The organism is Streptomyces sp. LS-MS-L19 (assembly GCF_058382285.1).
Window position 1 is genome coordinate 3,047,016 of the sequence record NZ_JBYCLL010000001.1, and the last position, 26,839, is coordinate 3,073,854.

Annotated in this window: 19 protein-coding genes; 10 read left to right on the top strand and 9 right to left on the bottom strand. The window is 71.6% G+C overall.

The features are described from left to right. Positions 1–15: 15 nt before the first annotated feature. Positions 16–3,015: a beta-galactosidase gene (locus AC2XR2_RS13485; protein WP_491515150.1), complete on the top strand. Its 3,000-nt coding sequence runs from the start codon at positions 16–18 to the stop codon at positions 3,013–3,015. A 73-nt stretch (positions 3,016–3,088) separates the two neighbouring features. After that, a complete protein-coding gene (locus AC2XR2_RS13490; RefSeq protein WP_491515151.1) occupies positions 3,089–4,948 on the top strand; it encodes an endo alpha-1,4 polygalactosaminidase in 1,860 nt (619 codons plus the stop codon). An 18-nt stretch (positions 4,949–4,966) separates the two neighbouring features. Here AC2XR2_RS13490 and arfA read toward each other — a convergent pair whose 3' ends face one another. The 5 genes from arfA to AC2XR2_RS13515 form a co-directional block, all read right to left on the bottom strand. Continuing rightward, positions 4,967–6,478: an arabinosylfuranosidase ArfA gene (gene arfA / locus AC2XR2_RS13495; RefSeq protein WP_491515152.1), complete on the bottom strand. Its 1,512-nt coding sequence runs from the start codon at positions 6,476–6,478 to the stop codon at positions 4,967–4,969. Between the two features lie 78 nt (positions 6,479–6,556). Then, entirely contained in the window at positions 6,557–7,609 is a 1,053-nt protein-coding gene (locus AC2XR2_RS13500) for an arabinan endo-1,5-alpha-L-arabinosidase (protein WP_491515153.1), read from the bottom strand. Between the two features lie 599 nt (positions 7,610–8,208). Beyond that, complete coding sequence (locus AC2XR2_RS13505) at positions 8,209–9,066, bottom strand: carbohydrate ABC transporter permease (protein ID WP_491515154.1); 858 nt, start codon at positions 9,064–9,066, stop codon at positions 8,209–8,211. Then, complete coding sequence (locus AC2XR2_RS13510) at positions 9,063–10,001, bottom strand: carbohydrate ABC transporter permease (protein ID WP_491515155.1); 939 nt, start codon at positions 9,999–10,001, stop codon at positions 9,063–9,065. The genes AC2XR2_RS13505 and AC2XR2_RS13510 overlap by 4 nt, the downstream gene beginning before the upstream one ends. Beyond that, positions 9,998–11,347, bottom strand: coding sequence for an extracellular solute-binding protein (locus tag AC2XR2_RS13515; protein ID WP_381301923.1), 1,350 nt, complete (start codon positions 11,345–11,347; stop codon positions 9,998–10,000). The genes AC2XR2_RS13510 and AC2XR2_RS13515 overlap by 4 nt, the downstream gene beginning before the upstream one ends. Before the next feature lie 178 nt (positions 11,348–11,525). Here AC2XR2_RS13515 and AC2XR2_RS13520 point away from each other — a divergent pair, with 178 nt between their 5' ends. The 3 genes from AC2XR2_RS13520 to AC2XR2_RS13530 are packed head-to-tail and all read left to right on the top strand — an operon-like array spanning position 11,526 to position 14,741. After that, on the top strand, positions 11,526–12,122 hold the full coding sequence (locus AC2XR2_RS13520) for a toxin-antitoxin system, toxin component family protein (protein WP_381301925.1): 597 nt from the start codon (positions 11,526–11,528) through the stop codon (positions 12,120–12,122). Then, positions 12,119–13,351: an MAB_1171c family putative transporter gene (locus AC2XR2_RS13525; RefSeq protein WP_491515156.1), complete on the top strand. Its 1,233-nt coding sequence runs from the start codon at positions 12,119–12,121 to the stop codon at positions 13,349–13,351. The genes AC2XR2_RS13520 and AC2XR2_RS13525 overlap by 4 nt, the downstream gene beginning before the upstream one ends. Beyond that, positions 13,344–14,741, top strand: coding sequence for an FAD-dependent oxidoreductase (locus AC2XR2_RS13530; protein ID WP_491515157.1), 1,398 nt, complete (start codon positions 13,344–13,346; stop codon positions 14,739–14,741). The genes AC2XR2_RS13525 and AC2XR2_RS13530 overlap by 8 nt, the downstream gene beginning before the upstream one ends. Here the strand turns inward: AC2XR2_RS13530 and AC2XR2_RS13535 are convergent, their stop codons facing one another. The 4 genes from AC2XR2_RS13535 to AC2XR2_RS13550 all read right to left on the bottom strand — a co-directional run bounded on the left by AC2XR2_RS13535 (position 14,742) and on the right by AC2XR2_RS13550 (position 17,904). Continuing rightward, positions 14,742–15,596: an SMP-30/gluconolactonase/LRE family protein gene (locus tag AC2XR2_RS13535; RefSeq protein WP_491515158.1), complete on the bottom strand. Its 855-nt coding sequence runs from the start codon at positions 15,594–15,596 to the stop codon at positions 14,742–14,744. Continuing rightward, positions 15,593–16,366 (bottom strand): IclR family transcriptional regulator, encoded by a 774-nt coding sequence (locus tag AC2XR2_RS13540; RefSeq protein ID WP_381301931.1) that lies wholly within the window; start codon positions 16,364–16,366, stop codon positions 15,593–15,595. The genes AC2XR2_RS13535 and AC2XR2_RS13540 overlap by 4 nt, the downstream gene beginning before the upstream one ends. A gap of 158 nt (positions 16,367–16,524) precedes the next feature. After that, positions 16,525–17,748, bottom strand: a complete 1,224-nt coding sequence (locus AC2XR2_RS13545) for a PucR family transcriptional regulator (RefSeq protein ID WP_381301935.1) — start codon at positions 17,746–17,748, stop codon at positions 16,525–16,527. 3 nt (positions 17,749–17,751) lie between these two features. Continuing rightward, positions 17,752–17,904 carry a hypothetical protein gene (locus AC2XR2_RS13550; RefSeq protein WP_185092818.1) on the bottom strand — a complete coding sequence of 51 codons (153 nt, stop codon included), beginning with the start codon at positions 17,902–17,904 and terminating at the stop codon, positions 17,752–17,754. Between the two features lie 199 nt (positions 17,905–18,103). On the opposite strand from AC2XR2_RS13550, the gene pgfA reads away from it, so the two are divergent. From pgfA to AC2XR2_RS13575, 5 genes are all read left to right on the top strand, one after another. Continuing rightward, positions 18,104–19,093, top strand: a complete 990-nt coding sequence (gene pgfA / locus AC2XR2_RS13555) for a cell envelope lipid trafficking protein PgfA (RefSeq protein ID WP_381301937.1) — start codon at positions 18,104–18,106, stop codon at positions 19,091–19,093. A 192-nt stretch (positions 19,094–19,285) separates the two neighbouring features. Continuing rightward, positions 19,286–20,491 carry a glycosyltransferase family 4 protein gene (locus tag AC2XR2_RS13560; RefSeq protein WP_381301939.1) on the top strand — a complete coding sequence of 402 codons (1,206 nt, stop codon included), beginning with the start codon at positions 19,286–19,288 and terminating at the stop codon, positions 20,489–20,491. 50 nt (positions 20,492–20,541) lie between these two features. Next, a complete protein-coding gene (locus AC2XR2_RS13565; RefSeq protein WP_491518444.1) occupies positions 20,542–21,297 on the top strand; it encodes a class I SAM-dependent methyltransferase in 756 nt (251 codons plus the stop codon). Further along, positions 21,294–25,487 (top strand): DUF3367 domain-containing protein, encoded by a 4,194-nt coding sequence (locus AC2XR2_RS13570; protein WP_491518445.1) that lies wholly within the window; start codon positions 21,294–21,296, stop codon positions 25,485–25,487. Before AC2XR2_RS13565 ends, AC2XR2_RS13570 begins: the two co-directional genes overlap by 4 nt. Next, on the top strand, positions 25,484–26,809 hold the full coding sequence (locus AC2XR2_RS13575) for a condensation protein (protein WP_491515159.1): 1,326 nt from the start codon (positions 25,484–25,486) through the stop codon (positions 26,807–26,809). The genes AC2XR2_RS13570 and AC2XR2_RS13575 overlap by 4 nt, the downstream gene beginning before the upstream one ends. Positions 26,810–26,839 lie beyond the last annotated feature (30 nt).

Here is a 26,839-nt window from a genome sequence, read left to right on the forward strand (position 1 = left end):
CCAGGAGGCGCTCCCTTGGAGCTGAGCAGACGTACATTCAGCGCCCTCGCCGGCACCACGGCGCTCGGCTTCGCGCTGAGCGGCAGTGGTGGGGAGACCACCCGGGCGTACGCCTCCCACAGCGTGCCCACCGGGCCCGCGCCGGGCGCGCCCGCCGCCGACCGGGCCCGCCACCAGGTCGGCTTCGACGAGTACTCACTGCTGGTCGACGGCCGCCGTCTGGTGCTGTGGTCGGGCGAGATGCACCCCTTCCGGCTGCCGAGCCCGTCGCTGTGGCGGGACGTCCTGCAGAAGATGCGCGCCCACGGCTTCAACGCGGTGAGCGTGTACGTGGCCTGGAACTACCACTCCCCCGGCCCCGGCCAGTACGACTTCACCGGGGTCCGCGACCTCGACCTGTTCCTGCGGACGGCCACCGAGACCGGCCTGTACGTGATCCTGCGTCCGGGCCCGTACATCAACGCCGAGGTCGACGGCGGCGGCTTCCCGGGCTGGCTCACGGCGACCGCGGGCCGGGCCCGCACCTCCGACCCGACCTATCTGTCGTACGTCGACGAGTGGCTGACCGAGGTCAACGCGATCGCCGCCCGGCACCTGTTCACCAGGGGCACCGGCACGGTCCTGCTCTACCAGATCGAGAACGAGTACGACGCCTTCACCGACGAGCCCCTCGGCCGGGACTACATGTCCCACCTGTACAAGAAGGTGCGCGGCGACGGGATCGACGTACCCCTGTTCCACAACGACAAGGGCCGGAACGGCTACTGGACGCCCGGGTCCTTCAACACCGGGGGCGAGGAGCACGGTTGGCTGTACGGCTTCGACGGCTACCCGGCGCCCGGTGAAGTGCCGCCGGACTGGGGGCACTTCGGGGAGGGCGGGCTCAAGGGCGGGGCGACGGCCAGTCCCCGTACGCCCGGGTTCGTCCCGGAGTTCGGCGGTGGCTGGTTCGACCCGTGGGGCGGGGCCGCCTTCGACGGCAAGGGGTACGCCGAGGCCCGGTACAGCCGGGACGCGGCCTACGAGCGGCGCTTCCAGCTGACCAACCTCGCCAACGGCATCACCGTGCACAACGTCTACATGACCTTCGGCGGCACCTCGTGGGGCTGGCTGCCCGCGCCGCAGGTCTACACGTCGTACGACTACGGGGCGGCGATCGACGAGGCCCGCCGGCAGACGCCGAAGCTCGCTCCCCAGCACCAGCTCGGCCATCTCCTGCGGACCGTGCCGGACTTCGCCAAGCTGGACCGGGCGGACGCGGTGCGGGCGGCGGACGAGCGGCTGAAGGTGTACCACCTGACCAACCCGGACACCGGCTCCCATGTGTACGTGGTGCGCAACGACACCGACGCGCCGATCACCACGACCGTCCCGGACGCCGGGATCGACGTGGCGTTCACCGTCGCCGCCCATGACGCCCGGCTGCTCACCACGGGCCTCCAACTGGGCGGCCGCAGGCTCAGGTTCGCCACCGCGCAGCCGATGATGTGCCTCAAGGTCGGGCGGCTGGACGTGGCCGTGTTCACGGCCCCGCACGGCGAGATGACGCAGGTGCTCCTGGAGTGCCCGGAGGAGCCGCTGGTCACCCGGGGCGACGCGGAACCCGCGTGGAACTACGATCTCGGCGTCCTCAGGGTCACCGTGCCGATGGGCGTCGGCGGCCCGGCCCGGGTGCGGATCGAGGGCGGCGGCAGCGGCGGCGACACCCCGCTGCTGCTGATCTTCGCCGACGACCCGGGTTCGCTGCGCCTGTTCCCGGTGGACACCCCGACCGGTCCGGTCCTCGTGTACGGGCCCTCGCTGGTGCGTGAGGTCACGATGGACGGCGCGACGGCCCACCTGACCGGCGACACCGTCGAGGGCACCGGCATGGAGGTGTGGGGGCCGCGGGGCCTGGGCCGGATCACCTGGAACGGGCGCCCGCTGCGCACCTCGATCACCCCGATGGGCAGCCTGCGCGCCGAGATGCCGCCGGTCCCGGGCCAGCTGCCCATCCCGGCCGTGGGCGAGGTGCGGCTGCCCGCGCTGGGCGGCTGGCGGCGCCGTACCGAGAACTTCGAGGCCCTCCCGGACTACGACGACTCCGGCTGGACACCGGCCGACCGCACCGGCTCGTACAGCACCACCCCGGTCCCCAAGGGCGGGCCGGTGCTGTTCGCCGACGACTACGGCTTCCACTACGGCGACGTCTGGTACCGGGCGCGGCTGACGGACGCGGCGGACCTGGAGTCGGTGTCGCTGGCCTACAGCACCGGCACGCAGGGGCTGCTGATGGCGTGGCTGGACGGGGAGCCGCTGGGCACGCACCGGATGCCGGTGCCGGACAAGTCCACCGCACGGAAGGGGAGTTGGACGGCCACGGCCACCTTCAAGGCGCCACCGCCCGCGGCCTCGGCAGGCTCGCCCCGTGTGCTGTCGGTGCTGGTCCGGCGTATGGCTCATGACATGGACGGGGAGTCGGCCGACTCCCACAAGGTGGCCCGGGGGTTGACGGCGGTCTCGTTCAAGGGCGGCTCCCCCAAGGCGAGTTGGCGGATCCAGGGCGAGACGGCACCGGACCCGGTGCGCGGGCCGCTCAACAACGGCGGGCTGTACGGGGAGCGCAAGGGCTGGCATCTGCCCGGGTTCGGCGAAGAGCACTGGGAGGACACGCAGTTGCCGCGCGCCGACCGGCGCCAGGGGGTCACCTGGTACCGGACGACGTTCCGGCTCGCCGTGGACTCCGGCATCGACGCCTCCGTCGGTCTCGTCCTCGACGACGACCCGAAGCGCGCCTACCGCGTCCAGATCTTCCTCAACGGCTGGAACATGGGTCAGTACGTCAACGACGTGGGCCCACAGCACACCTTCGTCCTGCCCAACGGCATCCTGCGCACCCGGGGCACCAACACCCTTGCCCTGGCGGTCCTTTCGGACGGGACGACGGAGTCCGGCCCCGGGGACGTACGGCTGAGGCTGCTGGGGACGTCGGCCGGGGGTGTACCGGTCACACCGGTGGCATCCCCCGGCCGCTAGCCTGATGTCGTTGAACTTTCGAGCATCGGTACCCGTATCTTCGAGCAGGCGTACTTGGGAAAGGTGACCCGCGATGTCGCTGAGCCCCGGCGATCCGGAGTCCATCGGCGGCTACGCGCTGGTCGACCGGCTCGGCAGCGGTGGCATGGGGGTCGTCTACCTCGGCCGTTCGGACTCCGGGCGGCAGGTGGCGGTCAAGCTGGTGCACCCCGCGTACGCGCTGGACGAGGAGTTCCGCACCCGCTTCCGGCAGGAGGTCGCGGCGGCCCGCCGGGTGAGCGGGGCGTTCACGGCCCCGGTGGTGGACGCGGACCCGGACGCCCCGCAGCCGTGGATGGCGACGCTGTACGTCCCGGGCCGCACCCTCGCGGACATCGTGGCCCAGGACGGACCGCTGCGCGGGGGCGCGCTGCGGGTGCTCGCGCTGGGTCTCGTCGAGGCGCTGCGGGACATCCACCGGGTCGGCATGGTGCACCGGGACCTGAAGCCGAGCAACGTCCTGATGGCCGAGGACGGGCCCCGGGTCATCGACTTCGGCATCTCGTACGCCGTCGACAACGAGGCGCTCACCATGACCGGGCGGCTGATCGGCACCCCGCCCTTCATGTCCCCGGAGCAGTTCGCCGCGCCGCGCGAGGTCACCGGCGCCTCGGACGTCTTCTCGCTGGGCTCCCTGCTGGTCTACGCGGCCACCGGCAACCGCCCCTTCGACGGCAGCAGCCCGTACCTGACGGGCTACCAGGTCATGTACGAGCCACCGGCCCTGGACGGGGTCGCGGAACCGCTGCGGAGCATCGCCGAACGCTGCCTGGACAAGGACCCGGGGGCGCGGCCGGACCTGGGTGAACTGCACGAGCTGCTACGGGCGTTGCCGGACGACACGGGCGCACCGGAAGCGTCGGTCGCATCGGCCCCGTCGGTCGCATCGGGCGCGTCGATCGCGTCGGTCACATCGCCCGTACCGGTGCCGCCCGTGCGCCCGGTGCCGTCCGGCTCCGCGGAGACCCACCACCAGGTCTCCACCACTCCCCCCGACGCCTCCGGCCGGAGGCCCCGGCGCCGCGTCCTCGTCGGACTCGTCGGGCTCGTCGCCGCCCTGGCCGTCACCGGGCTGAGCATCGCGGCGGTGCGGGCCGGGTCGGACAGCGCGAGCCCGTCCCCGGCACCGACCGGACAGACGGCCTCCACCGGACCGGCCTCCACCGCCCCCGTGGCCCCCGCATCCGTGACCCTCCCGCCCGAGCACGTGCCCTGGGACTACCAGATCGGCGGCGCGTACCCCCCGGCGGCGAACGTCCGTGTGGTGAGCCGCAGTTACGAGGACGCCCCCGCTGCCGGGCTCTACAACATCTGCAACATCAACGCCTACCAGGCGGAGTCGGGCGAGGAGCGCGACTGGGACGCCGACCTGCTGCTGCGGGACGCCGACGGGAAGGTCGTCCACGACAAGGACTGGGACGAGGCCGTCCTGGACATCCGTACGGCCGCCAAGCGCGAGCGCATCGCCGCCAAGCTGGACACCTGGATCGACACCTGCGCGGCCAAGGGCTACCGGGCCGTGGAGCCCGACAACTACGACTCCTTCACCCGCTTCCCGTCGTATCTCGAAGCCGGCCAGGCCAAGGCCCTGATGAAGCTGCTGGCGGTCCACGCCCACGCCAAGGGTCTTGCCATCGCGCAGAAGAACACCGCGGAACTGCTCTCCGACCACGCCTCGGTGGGCCTGGACTTCGCCGTCGTGGAGGAGTGCGCGGAGTACGACGAGTGCGGCGAGTTCGCCGACGCCTTCGGCGGCAACGTCCTCGTGGTCGAGTACACCGAGAAGGGCCTGGCCCGAGCGTGCGCCGACTGGGGCGGCACCCTCAGCGTGGTGCGCCGGGACGCGGAGGTCGTGCCCGAGGGCGCCGCCGGTTTCCTGCGCGGAACCTGCTGACGCCCTCGGGGACCCGGTTCAGCCGAGCCGGATCACGTTCCAGGACAGCGGCTCCAGTACGGCGGTGAGGGTGCCGTCCTTCAGCGCGGTGCCCTCGGCCGGGTGCGGGGCGACCCGCTCGGGCTCGTCGAGGGTGTTGCGGGCGTCCGGGTCGGCGTCGGCGAGGACGCTGTGCTCGACGACGTCCGTCAGGTCGAGGCCGCTCAGGGCGACTTCGAGCGGCAGGGGCTCGGTCCGGCTGCGGTTGACGGCGAAGACGGTCACCGTGCCGTCCTCGGCGCGCACCGCGGTGGCGTGCAGCAGGTCGGTCTCGCCGTACTTCTTCGTCTCGTACGTCGGCGAGTCGACCCGTACGTCGAGGACCTCGCCGCGGCCGTGCCTGGAGGCCTGGGCGAACGGGAAGAACGTGGTCTGGCGCCAGGCCGGGCCGCCGGGCTCGGTGAGGATCGGGGCGATCACGTTGACCAGCTGGGCGAGGCAGGCGACGGTGACGCGGTCGGCGTGCCGCAGCAGGGCGATGAGGAGCGAGCCGAAGACGACCGCGTCGAGGACGCTGTAGTTGTCCTCCAGAAGGCGGGGGGCCTCCGCCCAGTCCCGCGTGACGGAGTTCTCGATCTCGTGCCACTCCGACATGTACCAGACGTTCCACTCGTCGAAGGAGAGGTTGATCTTCTTCTTCGACTTCAGCTTGGCGCCGATGTGGTCGGCGGTGGCGACCACGTTCTCGATGAAGGACTCCATGTCGACGGCGGAGGCCAGGAAGGAGTCGAGGTCGCCGTCCTCGGGCTGGTAGTAGGCGTGCAGGGAGATGTGGTCGACGAGGTCGTACGTCTCCTCCAGGACCGTCGCCTCCCAGGCGGCGAAGGTCGGCATGGACTGGCTGGAGGAGCCGCAGGCGACGAGTTCGACGCCCGGGTCGATCTGGCGCATCGCGCGGGCGGTCTCGGCGGCGATCCGGCCGTACTCCTGGGCCGTCTTGTGGCCGGTCTGCCAGGGGCCGTCCATCTCGTTGCCCAGGCACCACAGCCTGATGCCGAAGGGGTCCTTGTCGCCGTGCTCGACCCGGAGGTCGGACAGGGCGGTGCCGGCGGGGTGGTTGGCGTACTCCTGGAGTTCGAGGGCCTCGGCGACGCCCCGGGTGCCGAGGTTGAGGGCCATCATGGGCTCGGCCTGGGGGCCGACCTTCTTCAGGAAGGCGATGTACTCGGACAGGCCGAAGCGGTTGGTCTCGGTGGAGCGCCAGGCGAGGTCGAGGCGGCGGGGGCGGTTCTCGACGGGGCCGACGGAGTCCTCCCACTTGTAGCCGGAGACGAAGTTGCCGCCGGGGTAGCGGATGGTGGTGACGCCGAGTTCGCGGACGAGGTCCAGGACGTCGGTGCGGAGGCCTTCGGCGTCGGCGGTGGGGTGGGTCGGCTCGAAGATGCCGGTGTAGACGCAGCGGCCGAGGTGTTCCACGAAGGAGCCGAACAGGCGGGGGTTGACTTCGCCGATCTTGAAGGCGGGGTCGAGGGTGAAGCGGGCGGGGCTCATGAGCGCCTTTCGGGATGGGTGGTTCTGTCGCGTTGGCGGCTGCGGGTCGTGGGGGTGCTCGCGCAGTTCCCCGCGCCCCTAGAAGACCTCGGGCCAGCCGTTCTTCGTCCAGCCGAGGCGGTTCAGTCCGAGCTTGGGTGTGCCTGAGTCGTCCGCGTCGTAGTAGTGGTAGGCCAGCCAGTCCTGGCCGCGGGTACGGAAGACGGACTCGCCTCCTGTGCCGACGTAACGGCCGTGGCCCGCGAGGAGCAGGTCGCCGCCGCCGTCCAGGAGTGGCTTGCCGGTGCTGTCGGTGTACGGGCCCGTGATCGCCGTTGATCTGCCCACTCTGATCTTGTACGTGGAGTTCACTCCGGCACAACAGGCGTCGTAGGAGGCGAAGAGGTAGTAGTAGCGGCCGTGCTTGACGAGGGACGGGCCCTCCACGGCGTACGGGGCGTCGGGGCGGGTGGCCAGGTGGTGGACGGTGGCTCCGGCTCGCGCCTTGCCGGTGCGCGGGTCGAGCTCGACCATGCGGATGCCGGTCCAGTACGAGCCGAAGGTCATCCACAGCCGGCCGTCCGCCTGGATGATCGACGGATCGATGGCGTTCCAGGAGTCGGTGGTCTCGGAGGTGAAGGCCTTGCCGTGGTCGGTCCAGGTGCCGGGCAGGCCGGACGGGGAGGTGGCCACGCCGATCGCGGAGTGGTTGGTGCCCCAGGAGGAGACGGCGTAGTAGAGCCAGTAACGCCCCGCGCGGTACGAGAGGTCGGGCGCCCAGGGGTCCCCGGTGCCGTTGTACTCGTACCACCAACTCGGCGGCTCCCCGAAGGCGTTGCCCGCGTCGTCCCACTGCCGCAGGTCGCGCGACAGCCGCGCGCCGATCACCCCGCCGGTCGAGTAGGCCACGTACTGCCCGGACTTGAGCCGCAGAACGGTCGGATCATGGATGATCCGCTGCCCGGTGATCGGGAGCGGGTCGGGGTAGGGGGCGTCTGTCTGGGCCGCGGCCGGGAGCGTGGCGGGGGCCGCGGTGCCCGCATGAGCCCGGTCCCCGAGCGGGCCGGCGTCGGCGGTGCCCGCATGAGCCGTGGCCGGCAGCAGGGCCATGACGACGGCGGCCAGGACGGCGACCGTTCCAAGACGCTTCAACTGGGGCTCCCTGTGTCGGTGTCGGTGTCGGTGCCGGTGATGGCCTGCCGAGGCGGCCGGACGCGGCTCGGGCGGCGAGGCCATCGGGCGGTCTTGCAGGGATGGCCGGGGCGGCGAGACCCTCCGGCGGTCCTTGCAGAGGCGGCCGGGACGGCGCGGCCATGCGGCGGCCTGAAGAGACGGCCGGGCAAGCGAGACGCCCCCCGGCCACCTCGAAGGGACAGCTCTGGGCCGTTCTCGCGACGGTTCCGGAGACGCGCCGGGGCGGCCCGCCGGGCAGGCCCAGGTCATGGGCCCGGCGCGCCCCTGGCCAGCAGCCGCCCGCAGGGCCGTCGCTCCAGGCTGCACCGCCACCGCGTCGCGACCGACGACAGAACCCACGCCCTGCCGCGGTCCGTACGCAGCCCGACGGCCGCACCCGGCCCACGCGGCCCGTCGGACTCCGCCCACGGCCCACGCGGCTTCGCCGACAACGCACACGCCGGACCCGGCCCCGCCGGCGCCGCACGCGGTCGGTGTGGTCTCGGTGGCCGTCACTAGGCACATGCTCGGCACTGGGCACACGGCCCTCCACGGGCGGGGCCGGCCGGATGGGCGGGTCACTGGCCGGCCAGGCCCGTGTGGGCCACGCCGGTGACGATCTGGCGTTGGAAGAAGACGAAGACGATGATCAGTGGGAGGCCTGCCATGAGGCCGCCTGCCATGAGTTGGGCCCACTGGATGCCGTAGGAGTTCATGACGGTCGCGATGCCGTTCGGCATGGTCATCGGGTCGGGGTTGTTGGTCACCATGTAGGGCCACAGGAAGTTGTTCCAGGAGGCGATGAAGGTGAAGATGCCGACCGCCGCCAGAGACGGCCTCGCCAGCGGGACCACGATCGTGAAGAAGACCCGCCAGCGGCCCGCGCCGTCGATGAAGGCCGCCTCCTCCAGCTCGCGCGGGATGCCCTGGAAGAACTTGTAGAGGATGTAGACCATCGCGGCCGGGGCGCACTGGGGGAGGATCATGCCCCAGTAGGTGTCGACCATCCCCATCTGCTGGACCGTCGTGAACAGGGGCACGCCGAGGACCGCCGGGGAGACCATCAGGCCCGACATGACCAGCCCCATCAGCACGCCCTTGCCGCGGAACTCCGTGCGGGCGAAGCCGTATCCGGCGAGGGCGCTGACCGTCAGCACGACGGAGGTGACGCAGACCGACACCACCAGGGAGTTGACGAACCAGTTGGTGATGTTGCCGGTCTCCCACAGCGCCTTCCACGCCTGTCCCGTCCAGACCTCCGGCAGCCAGTGCGGCGGTATCTCGGCCGCCTCCGCCTCCGACTTGAGCGAGGTGAACAGCGCGGCCGCGATCGGCGCCACGAACACCGCCGAGACGGCGACACCGATCAGGGTCAGGACGATCTGGCTGGGGGTCCAGGAACTGCGCGGCTTGAGCCGTATCCCGGTGCTGCTCATCGGGCTCCCTCCTCGCGGGTGCGCAGCAGCCACATCCGGGCCAGCGCGACGACCGCGATGATCACGAAGAAGATGATGGACATCGCGGAGGCGTAGCCCACGCGGTAGCTGGTGAAGCCCTGTTCGAGGGTGTACTGGACGAAGGAGCGGGTGGAGAGCTCGGGTCCGGGGCCGAAGTCCATCATCACGACGGCCTGGTCGAACAGCTGGAGCGAGGCGAGCACCTGGAGCGCGATCACCAGCCCGGTGATGTTGCGCAGCATCGGCAGCGTGATGTGGACCATCCGGTGCCAGGCGTTGGCGCCGTCCAGCTTCGCGGCCTCGTACAGGTGGCCGGGGATGCCCTGGAGGGCGGCGAGGTAGAGCAGGAAGCTGAAGCCGACCGTCCACCACAGGGTCTCGATGACGATGGCGATCATCGCGTACGACTTGTCGGTGAGCCAGGGTGTGGTGATCCCGAAGGTCTCGTTGACCAGGCCGATGCCCTGGGTGAACAGCCACTGGAACATGTTGGCGGCGACCGTCGAGGGCAGCAGGAACGGCACGAAGAAGCACAGCCGCCACAGCCACTTCCCGCGCTCGATGTGGTGCGCGAGCATCGCGAGCAGGAAGGCGAGCAAGGTGATGCACGGGACGACCAGCAGCGTGAAGTACGCGCTGTGGCCGAGCGCGTCCCACATCGCCTGGTCGTGCAGGGCCTCGCGGTAGTTGTCGAGGCCGACGAAGTTCGCCCCGTCGCCGGAGATGTTGGCATCGGTGAAGCTGAGGTAGACCCCGCGCAGCAGCGGCCAGACCACGAACAGCGCGAAGAGCACCAGGAAGGGGGCGACGAACCAACCCCCGTGCTGGAAGCCCTGCTTGCGGCGGACGGTCGCCGTCGCGGTCGCGGTCCTGGCGCGTGCGCCCGGGAGAACGGTGTGAGCGCTGGTCGTCATGCGACGGCACCTCCCTGCGCGGCGGTCCTGCCGTCCATCGGGTTCTTCGAGGCGAGCAGCTTGGTGAGGTGCTTCTTCATGGTCTGCGCGACCGACGCCGGCTTGGCGGAGCCCATCGTGGAGGAGACGACGACCGGGCCGAGGTCCTGGGCGAGGACGCCGGTGGAGCCCGCGAACCACACCTTGGGCTCGGTGGCCTGGTGGTCCATGGCGCTGACGTACTCGTTCTGCGGGGTGAGCTTCTTGTACGCGGCGGTGGACAGCGTCGGTGTGTAGGCGGGGATGTGGCCGCCGGCCGCCCACTGGAGGGCGTGCTTGACGACGTAGGCGGCGAGTTCGTGGGCGCCCTCGTCGGTGGCGCCGCCGCGGCCGGCCTGGTGGGGCAGGACGAAGGCGTGGGACTCGGCGTGGGTGGCCTGCCGGCCGAAGACGGGCGGCAGCGGGGTAGCGCCGTAGTCGAGCTTCGCGCCGGAGAAGACCGGCACGGACCAGTTGCCCTCCCAGGTGAAGGGGGCGCCGTTGATGAACTGTTCGCCGGTGGGGGCGCCGGGGATGACGTATCCGTCAGTGACGTGCCTGCGGAGGAACTCCAGGACCTGGGTGGCCTTGTCGGGGTCGAAGAGGACCTCGGTGTTGGCGTCGTCGAACCACTTGCCGCCGAGCTGGGTGTAGAAGGCGACGAAGAACCACCACTGGAAGTTCTGGTCGTTGGTCCACAGACCGATCGTCTGGAGGCCCTTCTTCTGGGCGGACTTGGCCTTCTTCAGGACGTCGAACCACTCGTCGGTGGAGGTGACCGGGATCATCCGGCCGTCGTCGCCGAGCAGGCCCGCCTTGCCGAGCACGTCCTTGCGGTAGAAGCAGAGCTGGACGTGGATGTCGAGCGGGAGGGCGTACAGCTTGCCGTCGATGACCCCGCGCTTCCACAGGGCGGGGTTGTAGTCCTGCTCCCGCACGCCGTACTTGGCGAGCAGGTCGACGTCCCAGGGGTCGAGGAGGCGGCCGGGCGAGAAGCCGGTGACCCGGCCCATGTGCATGACGCCGAGGTCGGGTGCGCGGTTGCCCGCGGCGGCCATGGCGAGCTTGGTGTAGAAGGGGTTGCCCCACTGGAGGGTGGAGTCCTTCACGTCGATGTCCGGGTGGCTGTGCCGGAAGGCGTCCAGCATCGCGATCATGTTGGCGCCGTCGCCGCCGCTGAAGAGGTTCCAGTAGCGCACCCGGGTGTCCGCGCCGGAGGCGAGCGCGTCGGCGCCGGTGCCGAGGGCCGCGAAGCCGAAGCTCGCGGCGACGGTGAGGCCGGCGGCCGCGCCGAGAAGGTGTCTGCGACTCAGGTCGGGTCGTCCCATACCCTGCCCATCTGTTCGAGATCTCGAATTGCGCTCGTAACTTCGAACGGGACCGTAGGCAGGAAGCGCTTTCCAGTCAATGGGGCGTGCAGCAAAATCGGATCGCGTGACGGGACACTTCGGGGCGCGTACTCTCGAACAGCCCGTCCTACGGCGGCGGGAAGGCTCAGGGGGTGGGATGGACATCGCGGGCGCGCGCAGGAGTGCGGCCCGGATCGCCTCGGCGCTACGACGCACCCGTGCGACCTCGGCCATGCGCGATCTGGTCTCCCACCTCACCACCGCGGTCCGGGCCAGACCCCGCCCCCCGGCCGACGTGCCCGAGCTGTGCCGGGCCCTGTGCCAGGAGATGAGCGCCCGCCGCGGCGGCCGCCCCGTCGACCTGCGCTTCGAGCGCTTCCCCGACGAGATCGCGGTCACCGGGCTGTGGGTGGAGTTCCAGGACTTCGACCTCGTCATCGTCGAGGAACGCGCCGAGGCGATGCAGCAGTTGGTCATCCTGGGCCATGAGCTGTGGCATCTGCACGCGGGTCACGCCCATCACCACGCGGCCGCGGCCGACGCCCTCGCGAGCCGGCCCGGCTGGGACTCCGTCGCCCTGACGGTGGCCGCCCGCAACGGCTCCCGGGCCGCGGACGAGGCCGAGGCCGACGACTTCGGGCACCGGCTGGCGGCCGCCTTCCGGCAGGTGGTGACGCAAGGAGGCGGCAGCGCCGGGTCCGACCCGGTCCAGCGGTCGCTCGGCTACCGGGGACGCGGAGGCGGTGCCCTGTGACGTCCCAGCACCTGGCTGAGGGCCCGGCCGCCTTCTTCACCGGCCTGTACATCTCCTTCTGGCTCCCGGGCCTGGTCCTGGGCGCCGCCCTGGCGATCAAGCTGCCCAGCATCGTCAAGCTGTGGCGGGACCCCCTGCTGCGCGCCGTCGGCGGCCTGCTGCTGGTCGCCTGCGCGGTGTTCGTCTTCGCGGCGCCGAGCACCATCGCCTGGCTGAACCGGGTGACCGGCGTCCCGAACATCGCGGCCCCCTGGGTGTACTCCCTGATCACCGCGCTGTCCGCGTCCTGGCTGCTGCTGGTGGTGCACTGGCGCAACGGCCACCCCGACCGCCGCGAGGTGACCCGGCGGGCCACCCGGTGGGTGGTCGGCCTCTACACGGCCGTGGTGGTCGCCCTGTGGGTCCTGTTCGCCTGCGCCGACGTGCCCGTGGAACAGATCAGGAACCTGGACACCTACTACGCCAGTACGCCGTTCATGCGCGAGGAGATCCTCCTCTACCTGATCGTGCACACGGCGGCCTGTCTGATCACCGCCCGGCTCATCTGGACCTGGATCCGCACCGACGGACTCGACGGCTGGCTGCGCTGGGGCCTGAGGTTCATGAGCGTCGGCTACGTCACCAACCTCGCGTTCAGCGCCGCCAAGTTCACCGCCATCGTGGCCCGGTGGACCGGGCACGACCTGGACTGGCTCAACACCAACATCGCGCCGTCCGCCGCCTGCATCGGGGCCACCATGGTCGCGACCGGCGTCATCGTCCCGCACGCCGGGCAGTACCTGCACGAGCGCTGGCTGCTGCGCCGCCGGCGCCGGGAACTGAAGCCGCTGGCCCGGGCGCTGCGGGCCGTCCCGGGCACCCGCGAGCCCCTCTCCCTCCAGGCGACCCCCGAGATCCGCCTGATCCGCCGGGAGACCTACATCCGCGACGCGCTCCTCCAGCTCTCCCGGCACCTCGACGAGGACCTGCGACAACGCTCGTACGACGCCGCCCTCGCGCGCGGCGCCGAGCCCGCCCGGGCCCGGGCCCTCGCCGCCGCCGTGACAATCCTGGAGGCCGTGGAGACCGGGCGGCACACCGCCGACGGCGGCGAGGCGACCGCGCTCGACACCGCCTACCTGCTCCAGGAGATCCACGCCGTCTCCGCGGCGCTGCGCAGTCCCGACGAGATCACGGCGGTGCGCGCCCGCGCGGCCGTCCCGGCAGAGAGCATGTCCACGCATGACTGAACGCCTTTCCCCCGCCAGACTCGCCGTCGTCCTCGGGGGGTCCCACACCGGCATGCTCGCGGCGGCCGCCCTGGCCGGGCTCGCCGACCGGGTCGTCGTCGTGGAGCGCGATGTCCTGCCCACCGGGCCCGTGCCCCGCAAGGGACTTCCGCAGGCCCGCCACGTCCACCAGCTGTGGTCCGGCGGAGCGGTCGCGCTGGAGGAGCTGTTGCCGGGGGTCACCGGGCGCCTGCGGGCGGCGGGGGCGCACCGGCTGCCGGTGACCACGGACATGGTGGCGCTGTCCCCGCAGGGCTGGTTCCGCCGCTGGGCCGAGTCGCACTTCATGCTGCTCTCCAGCAGGGACCTGCTGGACGCCACGGTCCGCGCCCAGGTGCTGACCGACGACCGGATCGAGCTGCTGGAGGGCGCGGAGGTGCTCGGGCTCGACGGCACGGGTGCCGCGGTCACCGGCGTCCGCGTCCGGGTGGCCGGAGCCGAACGCGCCCTGCGCGCCGACCTGGTGATCGACGCGACCGGCCGCGCCTCGCGAACCCCGCACTGGCTGGCCGAGCTCGGCCTGCCCGCCCCCCGCAGCCGTACCGTGGACTCCGGCCTCACCTACGCCAGCCGCCTCTTCCGGGCCCCCGAGGCCGCCCGCGACGGCTTCCCCGTCGTCAACGTCCAGCTCGACCCGCGTTCCGGGCCGGGACGCGGCGGCGTGCTGCTGCCGATCGAGGACGGACAGTGGCTGGTGACCCTGTGCGGCACCCGCGGCGCCGAACCCACCGCCGATGCCGCCGACTTCGCCCGGTACGCCCGCGCGGAGCTGCGCCACCCCGTCATCGCCGACCTCCTCGAACAGGCCGAGCCGCTGACGGACGTGACCCTCACCCGTACGACCGCCAACCGCCGGGTCTTCTACGAGCGGATGCCCGCGTGGCCCGAGAACCTCGTCGTGCTGGGAGACGCCGTCGCCGCGTTCAACCCGGTGTACGGGCACGGCATGTCGGTGGCGGCGCAGGGTGCGGTGGCCCTGCGAGCGCTGGTACGGCGGCACGGCTGGGGCACACCCGGCCTGTCCCGCCGGGTGCAGAAGGCGGTCGCCCGGCCGGTCGGGGCCGCGTGGGATCTTGCGATCGGGCAGGACGTGTTCTACCCGGGCGCCACCGAGGACGGGCCGACGCGGCGGGACCGGCTCGTGTCCGCGTACGTCGACCGGCTGATGTACACGGCCACCGGCAACGGCCGGATCGCCCGCCGGGTCACCGACGTGACGTCGCTGGAGCGGCGGGCGGAGGTGCTGCTGGCGCCTTCCGTGCTGCTGGCGGCGGCGGTGGGGCCGTTGCGGCCGCGGCTGACCGGGCCGCCGTTGACCGCCGAGGAGTTGAAGAGGGCGGGGCTCGAGTAGTCAGCCCGCGAAGGGCTGTTGGGGCACGCCCTTCCCGGCTCCCGGCACCACCAGCAGCGAACCCGCCACCGGATGCGGCGAGTTCAGTCCCACCCGGGCCGTCGTGACGTACAGGTCGGTGAGGTCCGGGCCGCCGAACGCGCAGGCGGTGACGCGCGGGACCGGCAGGGGGATCACCCGGTCCAGGACACCCTCCGGTGTGTAGCGGCGGACGGCCGCCCCGTCCCACAGCGCGACCCAGACGCAGCCGTCGGCGTCGACGGTGAGGCCGTCGGGGAAACCGGCGCCGTCCTCGATCGCGACGAAGGTACGGCGGCCGGTGATCCGCCCGTCCTCGTGGTCGAGGACGTCGACGCGCCGGGTGGGCGAGTCGACGTAGTACATGAGCCGCCCGTCCGGGCTCCACCCGGTGCCGTTGCTGACGGCCACGTCGTCGAGGACGGTGGTGTGGGTGCCGTCGGCGGTGATCCGGGACAGGGTGCCGCCGCCGGGCGCCTCGTCGTAGCGCATGGTGCCGGCCCACAGGGAGCCGTCGGGGGCGACGGCGGCGTCGTTGGCGCGGCGGCCGGGGACGGGCTCGTGGTGGAGCCAGCGGAAGGTGCCGTCGGCGTCGAGTACGGCCACGCCGTCGCGGAGGTTGAGGACGAGACCGCCGCCCGCGCGCGGCTTGACGGCGCCGAGGTGCTGGTCGAGGACGCGGACCGTGCGGCGGCCGGTGGCGGGGTCGTAGGTGTGCAGCCGGGCGCCGAGGATGTCGATCCACAGCAGCCGGTTCCCGGCGGCGTCCCAGGTGGGCCCCTCACCGAGGGCGGCCTCGGCCCGGACGGCGACGTCGTACCTGCTCGGGCGGGTCATGCCAGGCCCCGGTGACCGAGGCGCTCGGAGAGTTCGGCGGCGCCCTTGAGGGCGAGCTGCTCGAGTTCGGCGCGGCGGTCGTCGCTCCAGCGGATCATCGGCACGGAGATGGAGAGCGCGGCGACGACCTGGCCGGTGCGGTCGCGGACCGGGGCGGCCACGCAGGAGACGTCCGGGTTGGACTCCCGGTTCTCGACGGCGATGCCGCGCTGCCGGATCTCGTCCAGGGCCTCGCGCAGGATGCCGGGGTCGGTGATGCTGTTGGGCGTCATGGCGACCAGTGGGACGCCGTCCTGGATACGGGAGGCGAGCTGCGACTCGGGGAGGGAGGCGAGGAGCATCTTGCCGACGGAGGTGCAGTGGGCCGGGAGCCGGCGCCCCGCAGCCGAGACCATCCGCACCGCGTGCGTCGAGTCGACCTTGGCGATGTAGATGACGTCGGTGCCCTCCAGGATCGCCACGTGCACGGTCTCGTCACAGGTCTCGGCGACGGACCGGGCGACCTGCTGCCCCTCGGCGGCGAGGTCGAGCTGCTCGGCGTAGCGGCTGCCGAGCTGGTACGGCCGGACCCCGAGCCGGTAGCGTCCCGGCTGGCCCGGCACCTGGACGATGTACGAACGGGCGGCCAGAGTGGTCACCAGCTCGTGGACCGTGGTGCGGGGCAGCTGGAGCCGGCGCACTATGTCGGGGGCGGAGAGCGTGCCGTCCCCGTCGAGGAAGAGCTCGAGAATGTCGAGAGCCCGGGTCACGGCAGGTACGAGGCGTCCCACAACCGGCCCCCTCTCTATGTTGTCTAAGGCGTCTGCGTTCGATATTTCAACAGACGATCGGCATGACGAACACAGGCTAGCGACAGGCAGTTTCCCCGGGCAATGGGCCTGCGGGGCGTTCACCCCCACTCCGTGTGCGACACGTCACACTGCGTCGCTCAGGCCAGCTCCCCCCGCAGTCGGCGCGCCCGGAGTACCAGTTCCAGTTCGAAGCGGCGGTCCGGGTCGTCTATCTCGTCGCCCCAGAGTTCTCGGATCTGGCGTAAGCGGTAGCGGACCGTCTGGGGGTGGACGCCCAGGCGGGTGGCGACCTCCGGGGCGCCGCCGCGGGTCTCCAGCCAGGCGAGCAGGGTTTCGGCGAGGCGGCGGGCGTGGGTGGGGCCGCAGTGCTGGAGGGGGGACAGACAGCGCAGGGCGAGGTCGTCTATCAGCTCCTCCGGTTGCAGGAGGACCAGGGCCTCGGTGTGTTCGGTGCAGTACAGGACCTCGCCGGTGGGCAGCAGGTCCCGTTCCATCAGGCGTACGGCCGCCTCGGCCCAGCGCAGCGACTTCGCCGCGTCGGCCAGCGGGACCGGGGGGCCGATCGCGCCCGACCAGCCGGTCAGGGCCCGGTGCAGGAGCTCGGGGCGGCCGGCCGCGTCCGGTTCCGGGACGACCATGCGGGGCTGTTCGTAGTCCATGTCCAGGAGCACGCCCTGGGTCACCGCGGGCGGCACCGCCTCGCGGGCCGGGCGGAGGAGGACACCGACCGCGACCTTCTTCGGGAGCGGCCAGCCGATACGGGCCGCGCGTTCGGTGAGGGCCTCGGCCGGGTCGCCGTGGTGGCGGTCGGCGAGCAGCAGCTCCATCAGGCGGCGCTGGAGGCGGAGGCGTTCCCCCGCCTGCCTGGCCGCCGCCTCCGCGTAGCCGCGGACCGACTGGTCGACCAGTCCGTCCAGGTACTCGTAGCCCGCGTCGACCAGCTCGTACATCGCCGGCGGCGGGATCTCCACGCGCTGGCCGATGTCGGCGAAACGGCGCCAGGCCAGGCGTACGCCCATGCGGTAGATCGCCTGGAGGGAGTCGAGGCTGCGGCCGTTCAGGCCCTCGCCCCGGCCGAACTCCTGGAAGACACCCGGGGGGACCCTCGGACGGCCCTCCGCGGTCTCCAGGTGCTGGACGAAGACCTCGATCGCGCGGCGGATGCCGACCAGGGCCATCGGTTCGCCGGACTCGTCCAGGACCACCGGCAGATGCGGGTACTCGCGGCGGATCTCGCGCAGGATCTCCTCCGCGAGCGCCGGGGCCTCGGACATGGCGATGGCAGCGAACCGGCGGACCTGGAGACGCGGCACGTCATGCCAGGCGGAGCGGGTGTTCACGGCTGCCGGGCGGGCGGTCACGGGTCAACTCCCCTGATCCGTCTGCTCGTAGGTGATCAAGGGCGTGTTGGGCTGCTCGGGCGTCGCCTCCAGCAGCGCGACGATGCCGAGCGCGGCACCGAGGGCGAGCAGTGCGGCGGCGACGACGGTCAGTGCGGCGGCGAGCAGTCTGGACATCGCAGGGGCAGCCTCTCTCGAGCGGCTCGATCCGGCATGCGTCCCCACCCGGAACCCGGTACCCACCCTGCCTGTCGACCCAGTGTCGACAGCACCTTGACAATCCGTCAAGACGTTGACACCCGGTGCCAAGACGCCTACGGTTCCCGGCCCATAGAGCGGCCCGAACTCCGTCATCTCACGCCCCTGGAGTGTCCGGATGCGCCGTACAGCCTCTCCAATCTCCCTGATCCTGCTGGGACTCGGCACGTTTCTGCTGGTACTGGCGCCCCTGCTCGCGTGGTACGTGGAACCACGCGCCGCCGTGAACCCGATCGACATCGACCAGACCGCCGTCTACCGCGGGACGGGCAGCGTCTTCGACACCGAGGAGCTGGAAACCGTCCCCGGTCAGCGGATCACCGTCACCCAGCGGGTGCGCGGCGACGTCGAGGCCAGCGAGCGCAGCGGCCGGGCCGCAGTGTGGGACGTGACCACCACCGTCGACACCGACAAGTCGCTGCCGGCCTCCGACCCGCACGACGCCCTGGAGTTCGTCCCGCACCGCTGGGTCATGGACCGCGAGACCACCAAGCCGGTGCACTGCTGCGGCGAGAAGCCGTACATCGAGGGCGAGGCCTATCTGAAATTCCCCTTCGACGTGCAGCGACGCTCCTACCAGTGGTGGGACAACTCCCTGGGATCGACGGTGACGTTGCGTTACCAGGGTACGAAGAAGGTTCAGGGGTACACGGGTTACCGGTTCACCGGCACCGTCGCCCCGGCGAAGGTCGGGACACGGCTGGTGCCGGGCACGATCGTGGACGAACCCGACCGGCCGCAGGTGCTGGCCGAGGAGTGGTACTCCAACCACGGCATCGAGCTGGTCGTGGACCAGGCGACCGGCCGGGTCGTCTACGCGCAGGTGGGCCCCAGGCGCACCCTGCGGGCGCCCGGTGCGAAGAAGGACGCCGTGGTCCTGCTGGACAGCCGGAAGATCGCGTTCACTACCGCGACCCAGAAGGACGCGGTACGGCTGGCGAAGCGGGACAGCGGACAACTGCGAGCAGTGGGCCGGACGTTGCCGATCGGGGCCGCTGTGGCTGGATTCGTACTGGCTGCCGTGGGGGGCGTTTTGGTGGTACGGGGACGCAGGCGCCCCGAGTCCACCGATATGAGCGATACGCCCGAGCCCGTCCTCACGATGTGACTGGACGTCAGCTCTAATAAGCCCGGAAATTGTCACGTACGTGAGTAGCCACGGCGAACGGGTGGGCGAAAACTGTGCCACCCCACCCAAGCACAACCCACCCACACCCACCCCCTAGGAAGCGCACAGTCCCCCCACAAGCAGGCGGAAAACACCGCTGAGTTCCGCACCCTGAGACGAGTTGGAGCACCCATGCCCCAGCACGTGCCCCATCCGCTGCGGCCGCCTTCCCAGGCGTCGCAACGGCAACCCTCATTGCACACCCCGCAGTACGACCCACCGCACGACTCGCAGCACCCCGCGGCGCTCCCCCCACCACCGCGCCGCATCGTCTTCCTCGCCCATCGCGACCTCGACAACCCGGCCGCCGGCGGCTCCGAGCTGCTCGTCGACCGGCTCGCCGACGGACTGACCCGACTCGGCCACCAGGTGACCCTGCTGTGCGGCGGGCCCGCCTCCTACCGGGACTACCGGGTCGTGTCGGCGGGCGGTGAGTTCGGGCACTACCTGCGCGCCCGTACGGCCTTCAGCCGCCAGGTCGGCGAGACCGACCTGCTGGTCGAGGTGTGCAACGGCATGCCGTACCTGGCGCCCCTGTGGCACCGCGGCCCCACCCTGTGCCTCGTCAACCACGTGCACACCGATCTGTGGAAGATGCGGTTCGGCGGGCCCCTGGCGCCCGCGGCGCGGCTCGGCCGAAGACTGGAGCACTGGGCGCTGGCCGGGGCGGCGGCCCGTCACCGGAGTCTGCTGGTCGCCGTGTCCCCGTCGACCGCCCACGCCCTGCGCGCGATCGGAGTCGAACGGGACCGCATCCGGGTCGTGCACAACGGCGTCGAGGAGCCGGAGCCGCTGGTGCGGCGCTCGCCGGAACCGCTGTTCGTGGCCGTGGGCCGGCTGGTCGAGTACAAGCGGATCGATCTGCTGCTCCGTCTTTGGGAGCGGGTGCGGCCGGTGACCGGTGGCCGGCTGGTGATCGTCGGGGACGGTCCCGAGCGGGCCAGGCTGGAGCAACTCGCCGGTCCCGGCGTGGAGTTCACCGGGCATGTGTCCGAGGCGGAGAAGCACCGGCTGCTGTGCGAGGCGTGGCTGCTGCTGCATCCGTCCGCCGTGGAGGGGTGGGGGCTCGTGGTGACCGAGGCGGCGACCCGTCAGACGCCGACCATCGCCTTTGACGTGCCGGGGCTGCGGGATTCCGTCGTGGACGGGGAGACGGGCGTACTGGCGCGGGGTGAGTCCTCCTTCGCGGCGGCCTGGTGCACGCTCGCCTTGTCGGGACATCGCCGTGAGTCGATGGGCAAGGCGGCTCGTGACAGGGCCGCTCGATTCCGTTGGCATCGGACTGTCAGACAGTTCCGTGCGGTTGCTTCGGAGGCGGTGAGGGGCTGGGGGCCGTGACTCGCGTGCGGCGCCGTCGTGGCTGGTCGCGCGCACGCGGCGGTAGCCGCATATTCAATACTGCCCCGCGCCCCCAAGCCTTCAGGGACCCCTCGTTCAGACGATCCCTGAGTCTGTTCAAAGCCTTCAGGCACGAGCAGGAGGACCCCGAGTCCTGCTACTCCCTGCTCGCCCGTGACGCCGTCGATCAGGTCGAGGCCTACGACGGGCCCGTCGCCGGTCGTACCGTCGTGGACGTCGGTGGTGGGAGCGGGTACTTCACCGAGGAGTTCCGACGGCGAGGGGCGGACGCGTTCCTGTTCGAGCCCGATCCCGCCGAACTGGGGGAGAAGCCCCCCGACTCCACCGTGATCGCCGACGGCTATCTCCTCCCCCTCCAGGACGCCTCCGCCGACGTCACCTTCTCCTCCAACGTGCTGGAGCACGTGTCCGATCCGCAGACCTTCCTCAGTGAGCTGATCCGGGTCACCCGGCCCGGTGGGCTGATCTACGTGTCGTTCACCAACTGGCTGTCCCCGTGGGGCGGTCACGAGTGGGCGCCCTGGCACTACCTGGGTGCCGAGCGGGCGCGGGCCCGCTACCGGCGCCGTACCGGAAAGGCCGCCAAGCACACCCTCGGCGAGAACCTGTTCGCCGTGCACATCGGCCCGACCCTGCGGCAGGTGCGTGCCCGGGACGACGTCACGGTCGTCTCGGCGCGCTCCCGCTACTGGCCCTTCCTCGCGGAGACCGTCGTCCGGGCTCCCGGCATCCGCGAGGTCGCCACCTGGAACCTCCTCCTCATCCTCCGGCGGTGTCCACCATGACGACGTCCACGGTCCAGGCCCCTCCTCCGGCAGCCGCCCCCAGCACCGCGATCATGTCGGGGCCGCCGGAGGGCCCGCGGTCGCGGCGCTGGCTGCTCGGGTTCTGGGCCGTGGTGTTCGTGCTGTTCCTGGTGGTGCACCCGGGGCGGCAGACCTTCGACACCAAGCTCGGCGTCACCACCGACCCCGGGCGGTTCCTCGCCGGTCTCGGACAGTTGTGGCACGACCAGGGGTCCTTCGGCGGGATCCAGGACCAGTACGTCGGCTACCTGTGGCCGATGCTGCCGTTCTACTGGCTGGGCCACGCCCTTCAGTTGCCGGTTTGGCTGGTGGAACGGCTGTGGCTGTCGCTGGTGGTGTCGGTCGCGTTCTGGGGCGCGCTCAGGCTGGCCGAACGGCTGCGCGTCGGCAACGGCGCCTCCCGGCTGCTCGCCGCCGTCGCCTACGCGCTGTGGCCCGTCTTCACGATCGTCGTCGGCTCCACCTCCGCCGCCGCACTGCCCGGCGCCTTCCTGCCGTGGGTGCTGCTGCCGCTGACGAACGAGCGCTACAGCGCCCGGATCGCCGCCCTGCGCTCGGCGCTGGTCATCCCCTTCATGGGTGGTGTGAACGCGGCCTCCACCCTCGCCTGTCTGCTGCCGGTCGGGCTGTACCTCCTGTCCCGGCCGCCCGGGCCACGACGGCGCAAACTGATCACCTGGTGGGTGCCGGGCGTGATCCTGGCGACCGCCTGGTGGGTGATCCCGCTGCTGCTGCTCGGCTTCTACGGCGAGAACTTCCTGCCGTACGTCGAGAACGCGCGGACCACGACCGAGACGATGTCGGCGACGGAGGCGCTGCGCGGAGCCGGGAACTGGGTCGCCTATCTGCACCTGACGGAGGCGTGGCTGCCGGCCGGCTGGACCGTGGCCTCCTCGGTGATCGTGATCCTCTGCTCGGCGTTCGCCGCCGGGCTCGGCCTCGCGGGCCTGGCCCGGCGGGACATGCCGGAGCGGCGCTGGCTGGTGCTGACCGTGCTGACCGCGGTCCTGGTGCTGCTCGCGGGGTACGGCGGCGCGTTCGGCGCCCCCTTCCACGGGCTGGTGCAGGACTGGCTGAACGGCGGTCTCGCCCCCTTCCGCAACATCTACAAGTTCCAGCCGGGCCTGGCCCTCGCCCTGGTGCTGGGCCTCGCCCATCTGGTGGGGACGGCCGCCGAGACGCGCGGGGCGAGAGAGATCAGGGGCCGCCGGTACGCGCCGCTCGTGGCGGCCGTCCTGATCCTGCCCGGACTGCTGTGGCCGTATCTCAACGGCTCGATCCTGAACCCCGGTTCCTTCCAGGAGCTGCCGAAGTACTGGCACACCACGGCCGACTGGCTGGAGAAGTACTCCCCCGACTCGCGCGCCCTCGTGGTCCCCGCGACCGCGCACGGCATCTACACCTGGGGCTCGCCCATCGACCAGCCGCTCGACGTCCTCGCCGAGTCCCGCTGGGCACAACGCGACTACGTCCCCTTCGGCACCCCCGGCAACCGGCGGGCCACCGACGCGGTCGAGCAGGCGCTGATGACGGGCGGCGAGATACCGGGCCTCGCCGACTACTTGAGCCGGGCCGGGGTGTACTACGTCGTCGTCCGCAACGACCTCGACCCCGACCAGATCGGCACCGTGTCGTCCTCGGTCGTCAAGCGGGCCCTCGAACAGTCCGGCTACGAGCGGGTGACGGGTCTCGGGCCGCTCATGACGGGCGGGCGGATCGCGCCCGACACCCCGCTCCAGGTCGAGGGCCTGTACCCGAGGCAGCGGGCGGTGGAGATCTACCGGCCGGCGAGCGAGGACGTGCTCCGTCCGGGACAGGCCGGGCTGCTGCCGGTCGCCGACACGGCCCAGGTGTCCGGCGGCCCCGAGTCACTGCTGCCGCTGGCGACCGAACTGCGCGGCCGGGCCACGGTGTTGACCGGTGACAACCACCCCGGGCTGGGCACCCCGTCGCTCCAGATCGTGGGTGACGGGCTGCGGCGCGCCGACACCCGCTTCGGACTCGTCAACGCCAACACGTCGTACACGTACACCGAGGACGAGCGGAACGCCTCCGGGGCCGCCCAGGACGCCGGGGAGAAACCGCACCAGATCCTGCCGACGAAGGGCCTCGACCACCAGACGGTCGCCGAACTGCGCGGCGCCCGCTCGGTGACGGCGTCGTCGTACGGCAACTGGCTGTTCCACCTCCCGCAGTTCGACCCGGTCAACGCCTTCGACGGCAACCCGGACACCGCGTGGGCGGAGGGCGTCGCGGGCTCGCCGGACGGGCAGTGGCTGCGCATCGCCTTCTCCGATCCGGCGTACGACATGCCCTCGTCGTTCAAGGTCACCCCGTTGCCGCAGGAGAGCGTGCGGTCGGCGGCGACCAAGGTGCGGGTGGAGACGGAGAACGGGTCACGGACCAGCTTCCTGCGCGCCGACGGCTCGACGCAGAGCATCAAGTCGCCTCCTGGGACGACGGGTTGGATGAAGCTGACGATCACCGACTCGGTGGCCCGGCGGACCGGGCTCGCCGGGGCCGGTTTCTCGGAGATCGACCTGCCGGACGTCCAGGTGACCCGGCTGCTGCGGCTGCCGACCGACGCGGACTCCTCCGACGCGGCCGCCGAGACCTTCTCCCTGCACCGGGTGCCCGACCCGGCCGGGATCTCCCCGACCGGCACCGAGGCGGGCCTGCACCGCCGGTTCACCACCGAGACGTCGGGGACGTACGCCGTGAAGGCGAGCGCGGTGCCGGTGAGCGGGGAGGCACTCGACAAGCTGCTGTACGAGGTCGCCCCGGACCAGCGCAACCGCATCACCGCGACCGCCGACTCCACGGCCGCCCTCGGCACGGGCCTGTCCGCCCGCAACCTCACCGACGGCGACCTCACGACGGCCTGGATCGCGGGCGACCGCCCCACCATCCACCTGAGCTGGAACGGGAAGCAGCCCATCTCCGAGATCGTGCTGGCACCCGCGGGCGGCCTGTCCACCCGGCCCACCGAGGTGGACATCACCTCGCCGGACGGCGCGACGGTCGCCGGGGTCGACGAGAACGGCGCGGTGCGCTTCCCGGCGATCACCACCGACCGCCTCGACATCACGATCACCAGGACGGCCCCGCTGACCCTGCACAACCCGGTCGCCGACGAGGACCTCCAACTCCCGGTGGGCCTGACGGAGGCGTACCTCCCGGCCCTCGACCAGTACCGGACCCCGCAGCCCAAGGCCACCCGGACGTTCTCGCTGCCGTGCGGCAAGGGGCCGGTGGTGGCGGTCGACGGCAAGCTGTACCAGACCGGCGTGTCGGGCCGGATCCGGGACCTCACCGACCGACGCGAGCTGACGGTGACGCTCTGTCAGAGCGGGCGCTCCGACGCCGAGTTGTCCCTCGCCTCGGGCGAGCACGTGGTCGAGGCCGGCGACGCCGGACCGCTCGCCCTCACCGACCTCACCCTGACCCGTGGCACGGTCGCCGAACCCACCGCGCTCACCCGTGAGGTGCGCATCCAGGACTGGCTCGGCGACAAGCGCGCGGTCACGGTCGGTGCGGGAGCGGCCTCGTACCTGACGACGTACGAGAACCACAACGACGGCTGGAAGGCCACCCTGAACGGCAAGACGCTGTCGCCGGTCCGGCTGGACGGCTGGCAGCAGGGCTGGCGGATCCCCGCGGGCGCGGGCGGCACGGTGAAGCTGTCCTACGAGCCCGCGACGACGTACGACGGCGCGCTGATCGGCAGCGGGGTCGCACTGGCGGTCCTGGTGGGCCTGGTGCTGTGGCGCAGGCGCTCCCCGAACCCCGACGAACCGCAGCGGGTGCCCCCGGCGCCCGGGGTGTGGCTCGGGGCGGTGGCGCTGACGCTGGTCGGCGTGGTCATGGCCGGCTGGTTCGCCCTGCTGGTCCCGGCGCTGGCCCTGCTCGCCTCCCGACGCCACACCTGGCTGGTGCCGATCGCCCTGGTGTCCCTGGCGGGGGCCGGGATCGCGGCGGCCACCGGGGCGGGCGAGCCGGTGGGCGCGGCGGCGGGAGCCTTCGGTCACGCGGCCCAACTGCTGGCTCTGATCGGCCTGTTCGCGGCACTGGTGAGCGTGCGCGAGCCGGAGACACCACCCGAGTCCGAGGCACCCACGCAGCAACTCCCGCCGGTTCAGGTGGAGAAGGAAAGGGGCGAACCGGCATGACGCCTCCCGCACGGATCCCGTTCCCGGTGGTGGACGAGGTCTCCCGCCACTGCCTCCAGGAGGAGGAACCGGAGACGGTCCACATCGAGGTACACCTGCCGGGACGGCTGGACCCGGCACGCATGAGGAAGGCGTTCACGGAGGCACTGCGACGACACCCACGGATCCTGATGAGGGAGGCGCAGGGGGGCTGGTACCGCCGCCGCTACGAGTGGGAGCTGACGGCGGAGCCGGATGTGGAGGTGGTGTCTTTTCCGGCTCCGGGACGAAACGCATTGCGGGACGCGAGAACAAGGTCCCTGGCAGAGGCACCTCCACTCTCACTGTCCCCACCGATACGACTGGAGGTGGTCGAGGGAGAGGGATTTGTTTGGGGGCGCGGGGAACTGCGCGACCAGCCCCCAGCAAGCCGCACCCAAGACTCAACCGTCCTCTTCCTCACCATCAACCACACAGCCCTGGACGGCCCCGCCTGCCTCCGCATCCTCGCCACAGCAGCGGAAATCTACGGCGGCAAGGACAACTCCCCGGCCCCAGCCCCCACCCGCGCCCAGGAACAACCCGCACCCCCCGAGAGCACCCCCTCGAACTGGACCCGCCCCGCCCGCGTAGCGCACGGCACACCCGAGAACTCCCCCGGCAACGGCCTCCTCGTCACCGAACTCCCCCTCCCCCACCGCCCCAAGGGCTCCCCCTACACGGTCAACGACCAGCTCATGGTCACCACGGCCCTGACGATCGCCCACTGGAACAGAGAACACGGCGAGACCCCCCGCCCCCTCCGCATCACCATGCCCGTGGACGACCGCCCGAGGGACATGACGATGCCGATAGGAAACGGCACCAGACTCGTAGAAGTACCTTTCGCTCCAGCGGAGTTGGCGCGCAGGAAGCCCGAGGACATGCCCGACCTCCTGCGCCGCACCGCGCAGCGGACCCGCGCCCTGAAATCCCTCAGCCGCCCCCAACTGGGCCACGGCGCGGGCCTCCTCACCGCCCCCATCACCCCCGTGACCTGGCGTGCCGCACTCACCAGAGGTCTCCGCAAGGCCGCCGCCCCCTGGACCTCCACCACCCTGCTCAGCAACATCGGCCGCGTCCCGTACCCCCTGGACTTCGGCGAGGAGGCCGGCCGCGCGCACGCCGTGTGGTTCTCGGCGCCCGCCAGGATGCCCCGCGGCCTCACGGTCACGACGGCCTCGACCGCGGGCCGGCTGCACCTCGCGCTGCGCTGGTCACGGGCCCTGCTCAGCCACGGCGACGGCGCCCACCTGCGGGACCTGTTCGAGCACTACCTGCACACCACGGAGGTCGCCCCGTGAACACCACCGCGTCCTCCACGGAGGTGGCCC

What these genes read in the sequence shown, in the direction of transcription:
- AC2XR2_RS13490 (WP_491515151.1), top strand. Translation starts at nt 3,089, where the DNA reads ATGTCGCTGAGCCCCGGCGATCCGGAGTCCATCGGCGGCTACGCGCTG.
- arfA (WP_491515152.1), bottom strand. Translation starts at nt 6,478, where the DNA reads ATGAGCCCCGCCCGCTTCACCCTCGACCCCGCCTTCAAGATCGGCGAA.
- AC2XR2_RS13505 (WP_491515154.1), bottom strand. Translation starts at nt 9,066, where the DNA reads ATGAGCAGCACCGGGATACGGCTCAAGCCGCGCAGTTCCTGGACCCCC.
- AC2XR2_RS13510 (WP_491515155.1), bottom strand. Translation starts at nt 10,001, where the DNA reads ATGACGACCAGCGCTCACACCGTTCTCCCGGGCGCACGCGCCAGGACC.
- AC2XR2_RS13515 (WP_381301923.1), bottom strand. Translation starts at nt 11,347, where the DNA reads ATGGGACGACCCGACCTGAGTCGCAGACACCTTCTCGGCGCGGCCGCC.
- AC2XR2_RS13520 (WP_381301925.1), top strand. Translation starts at nt 11,526, where the DNA reads ATGGACATCGCGGGCGCGCGCAGGAGTGCGGCCCGGATCGCCTCGGCG.
- AC2XR2_RS13530 (WP_491515157.1), top strand. Translation starts at nt 13,344, where the DNA reads ATGACTGAACGCCTTTCCCCCGCCAGACTCGCCGTCGTCCTCGGGGGG.
- AC2XR2_RS13535 (WP_491515158.1), bottom strand. Translation starts at nt 15,596, where the DNA reads ATGACCCGCCCGAGCAGGTACGACGTCGCCGTCCGGGCCGAGGCCGCC.
- AC2XR2_RS13550 (WP_185092818.1), bottom strand. Translation starts at nt 17,904, where the DNA reads ATGTCCAGACTGCTCGCCGCCGCACTGACCGTCGTCGCCGCCGCACTG.
- pgfA (WP_381301937.1), top strand. Translation starts at nt 18,104, where the DNA reads ATGCGCCGTACAGCCTCTCCAATCTCCCTGATCCTGCTGGGACTCGGC.
- AC2XR2_RS13560 (WP_381301939.1), top strand. Translation starts at nt 19,286, where the DNA reads ATGCCCCAGCACGTGCCCCATCCGCTGCGGCCGCCTTCCCAGGCGTCG.
- AC2XR2_RS13570 (WP_491518445.1), top strand. Translation starts at nt 21,294, where the DNA reads ATGACGACGTCCACGGTCCAGGCCCCTCCTCCGGCAGCCGCCCCCAGC.
- AC2XR2_RS13575 (WP_491515159.1), top strand. Translation starts at nt 25,484, where the DNA reads ATGACGCCTCCCGCACGGATCCCGTTCCCGGTGGTGGACGAGGTCTCC.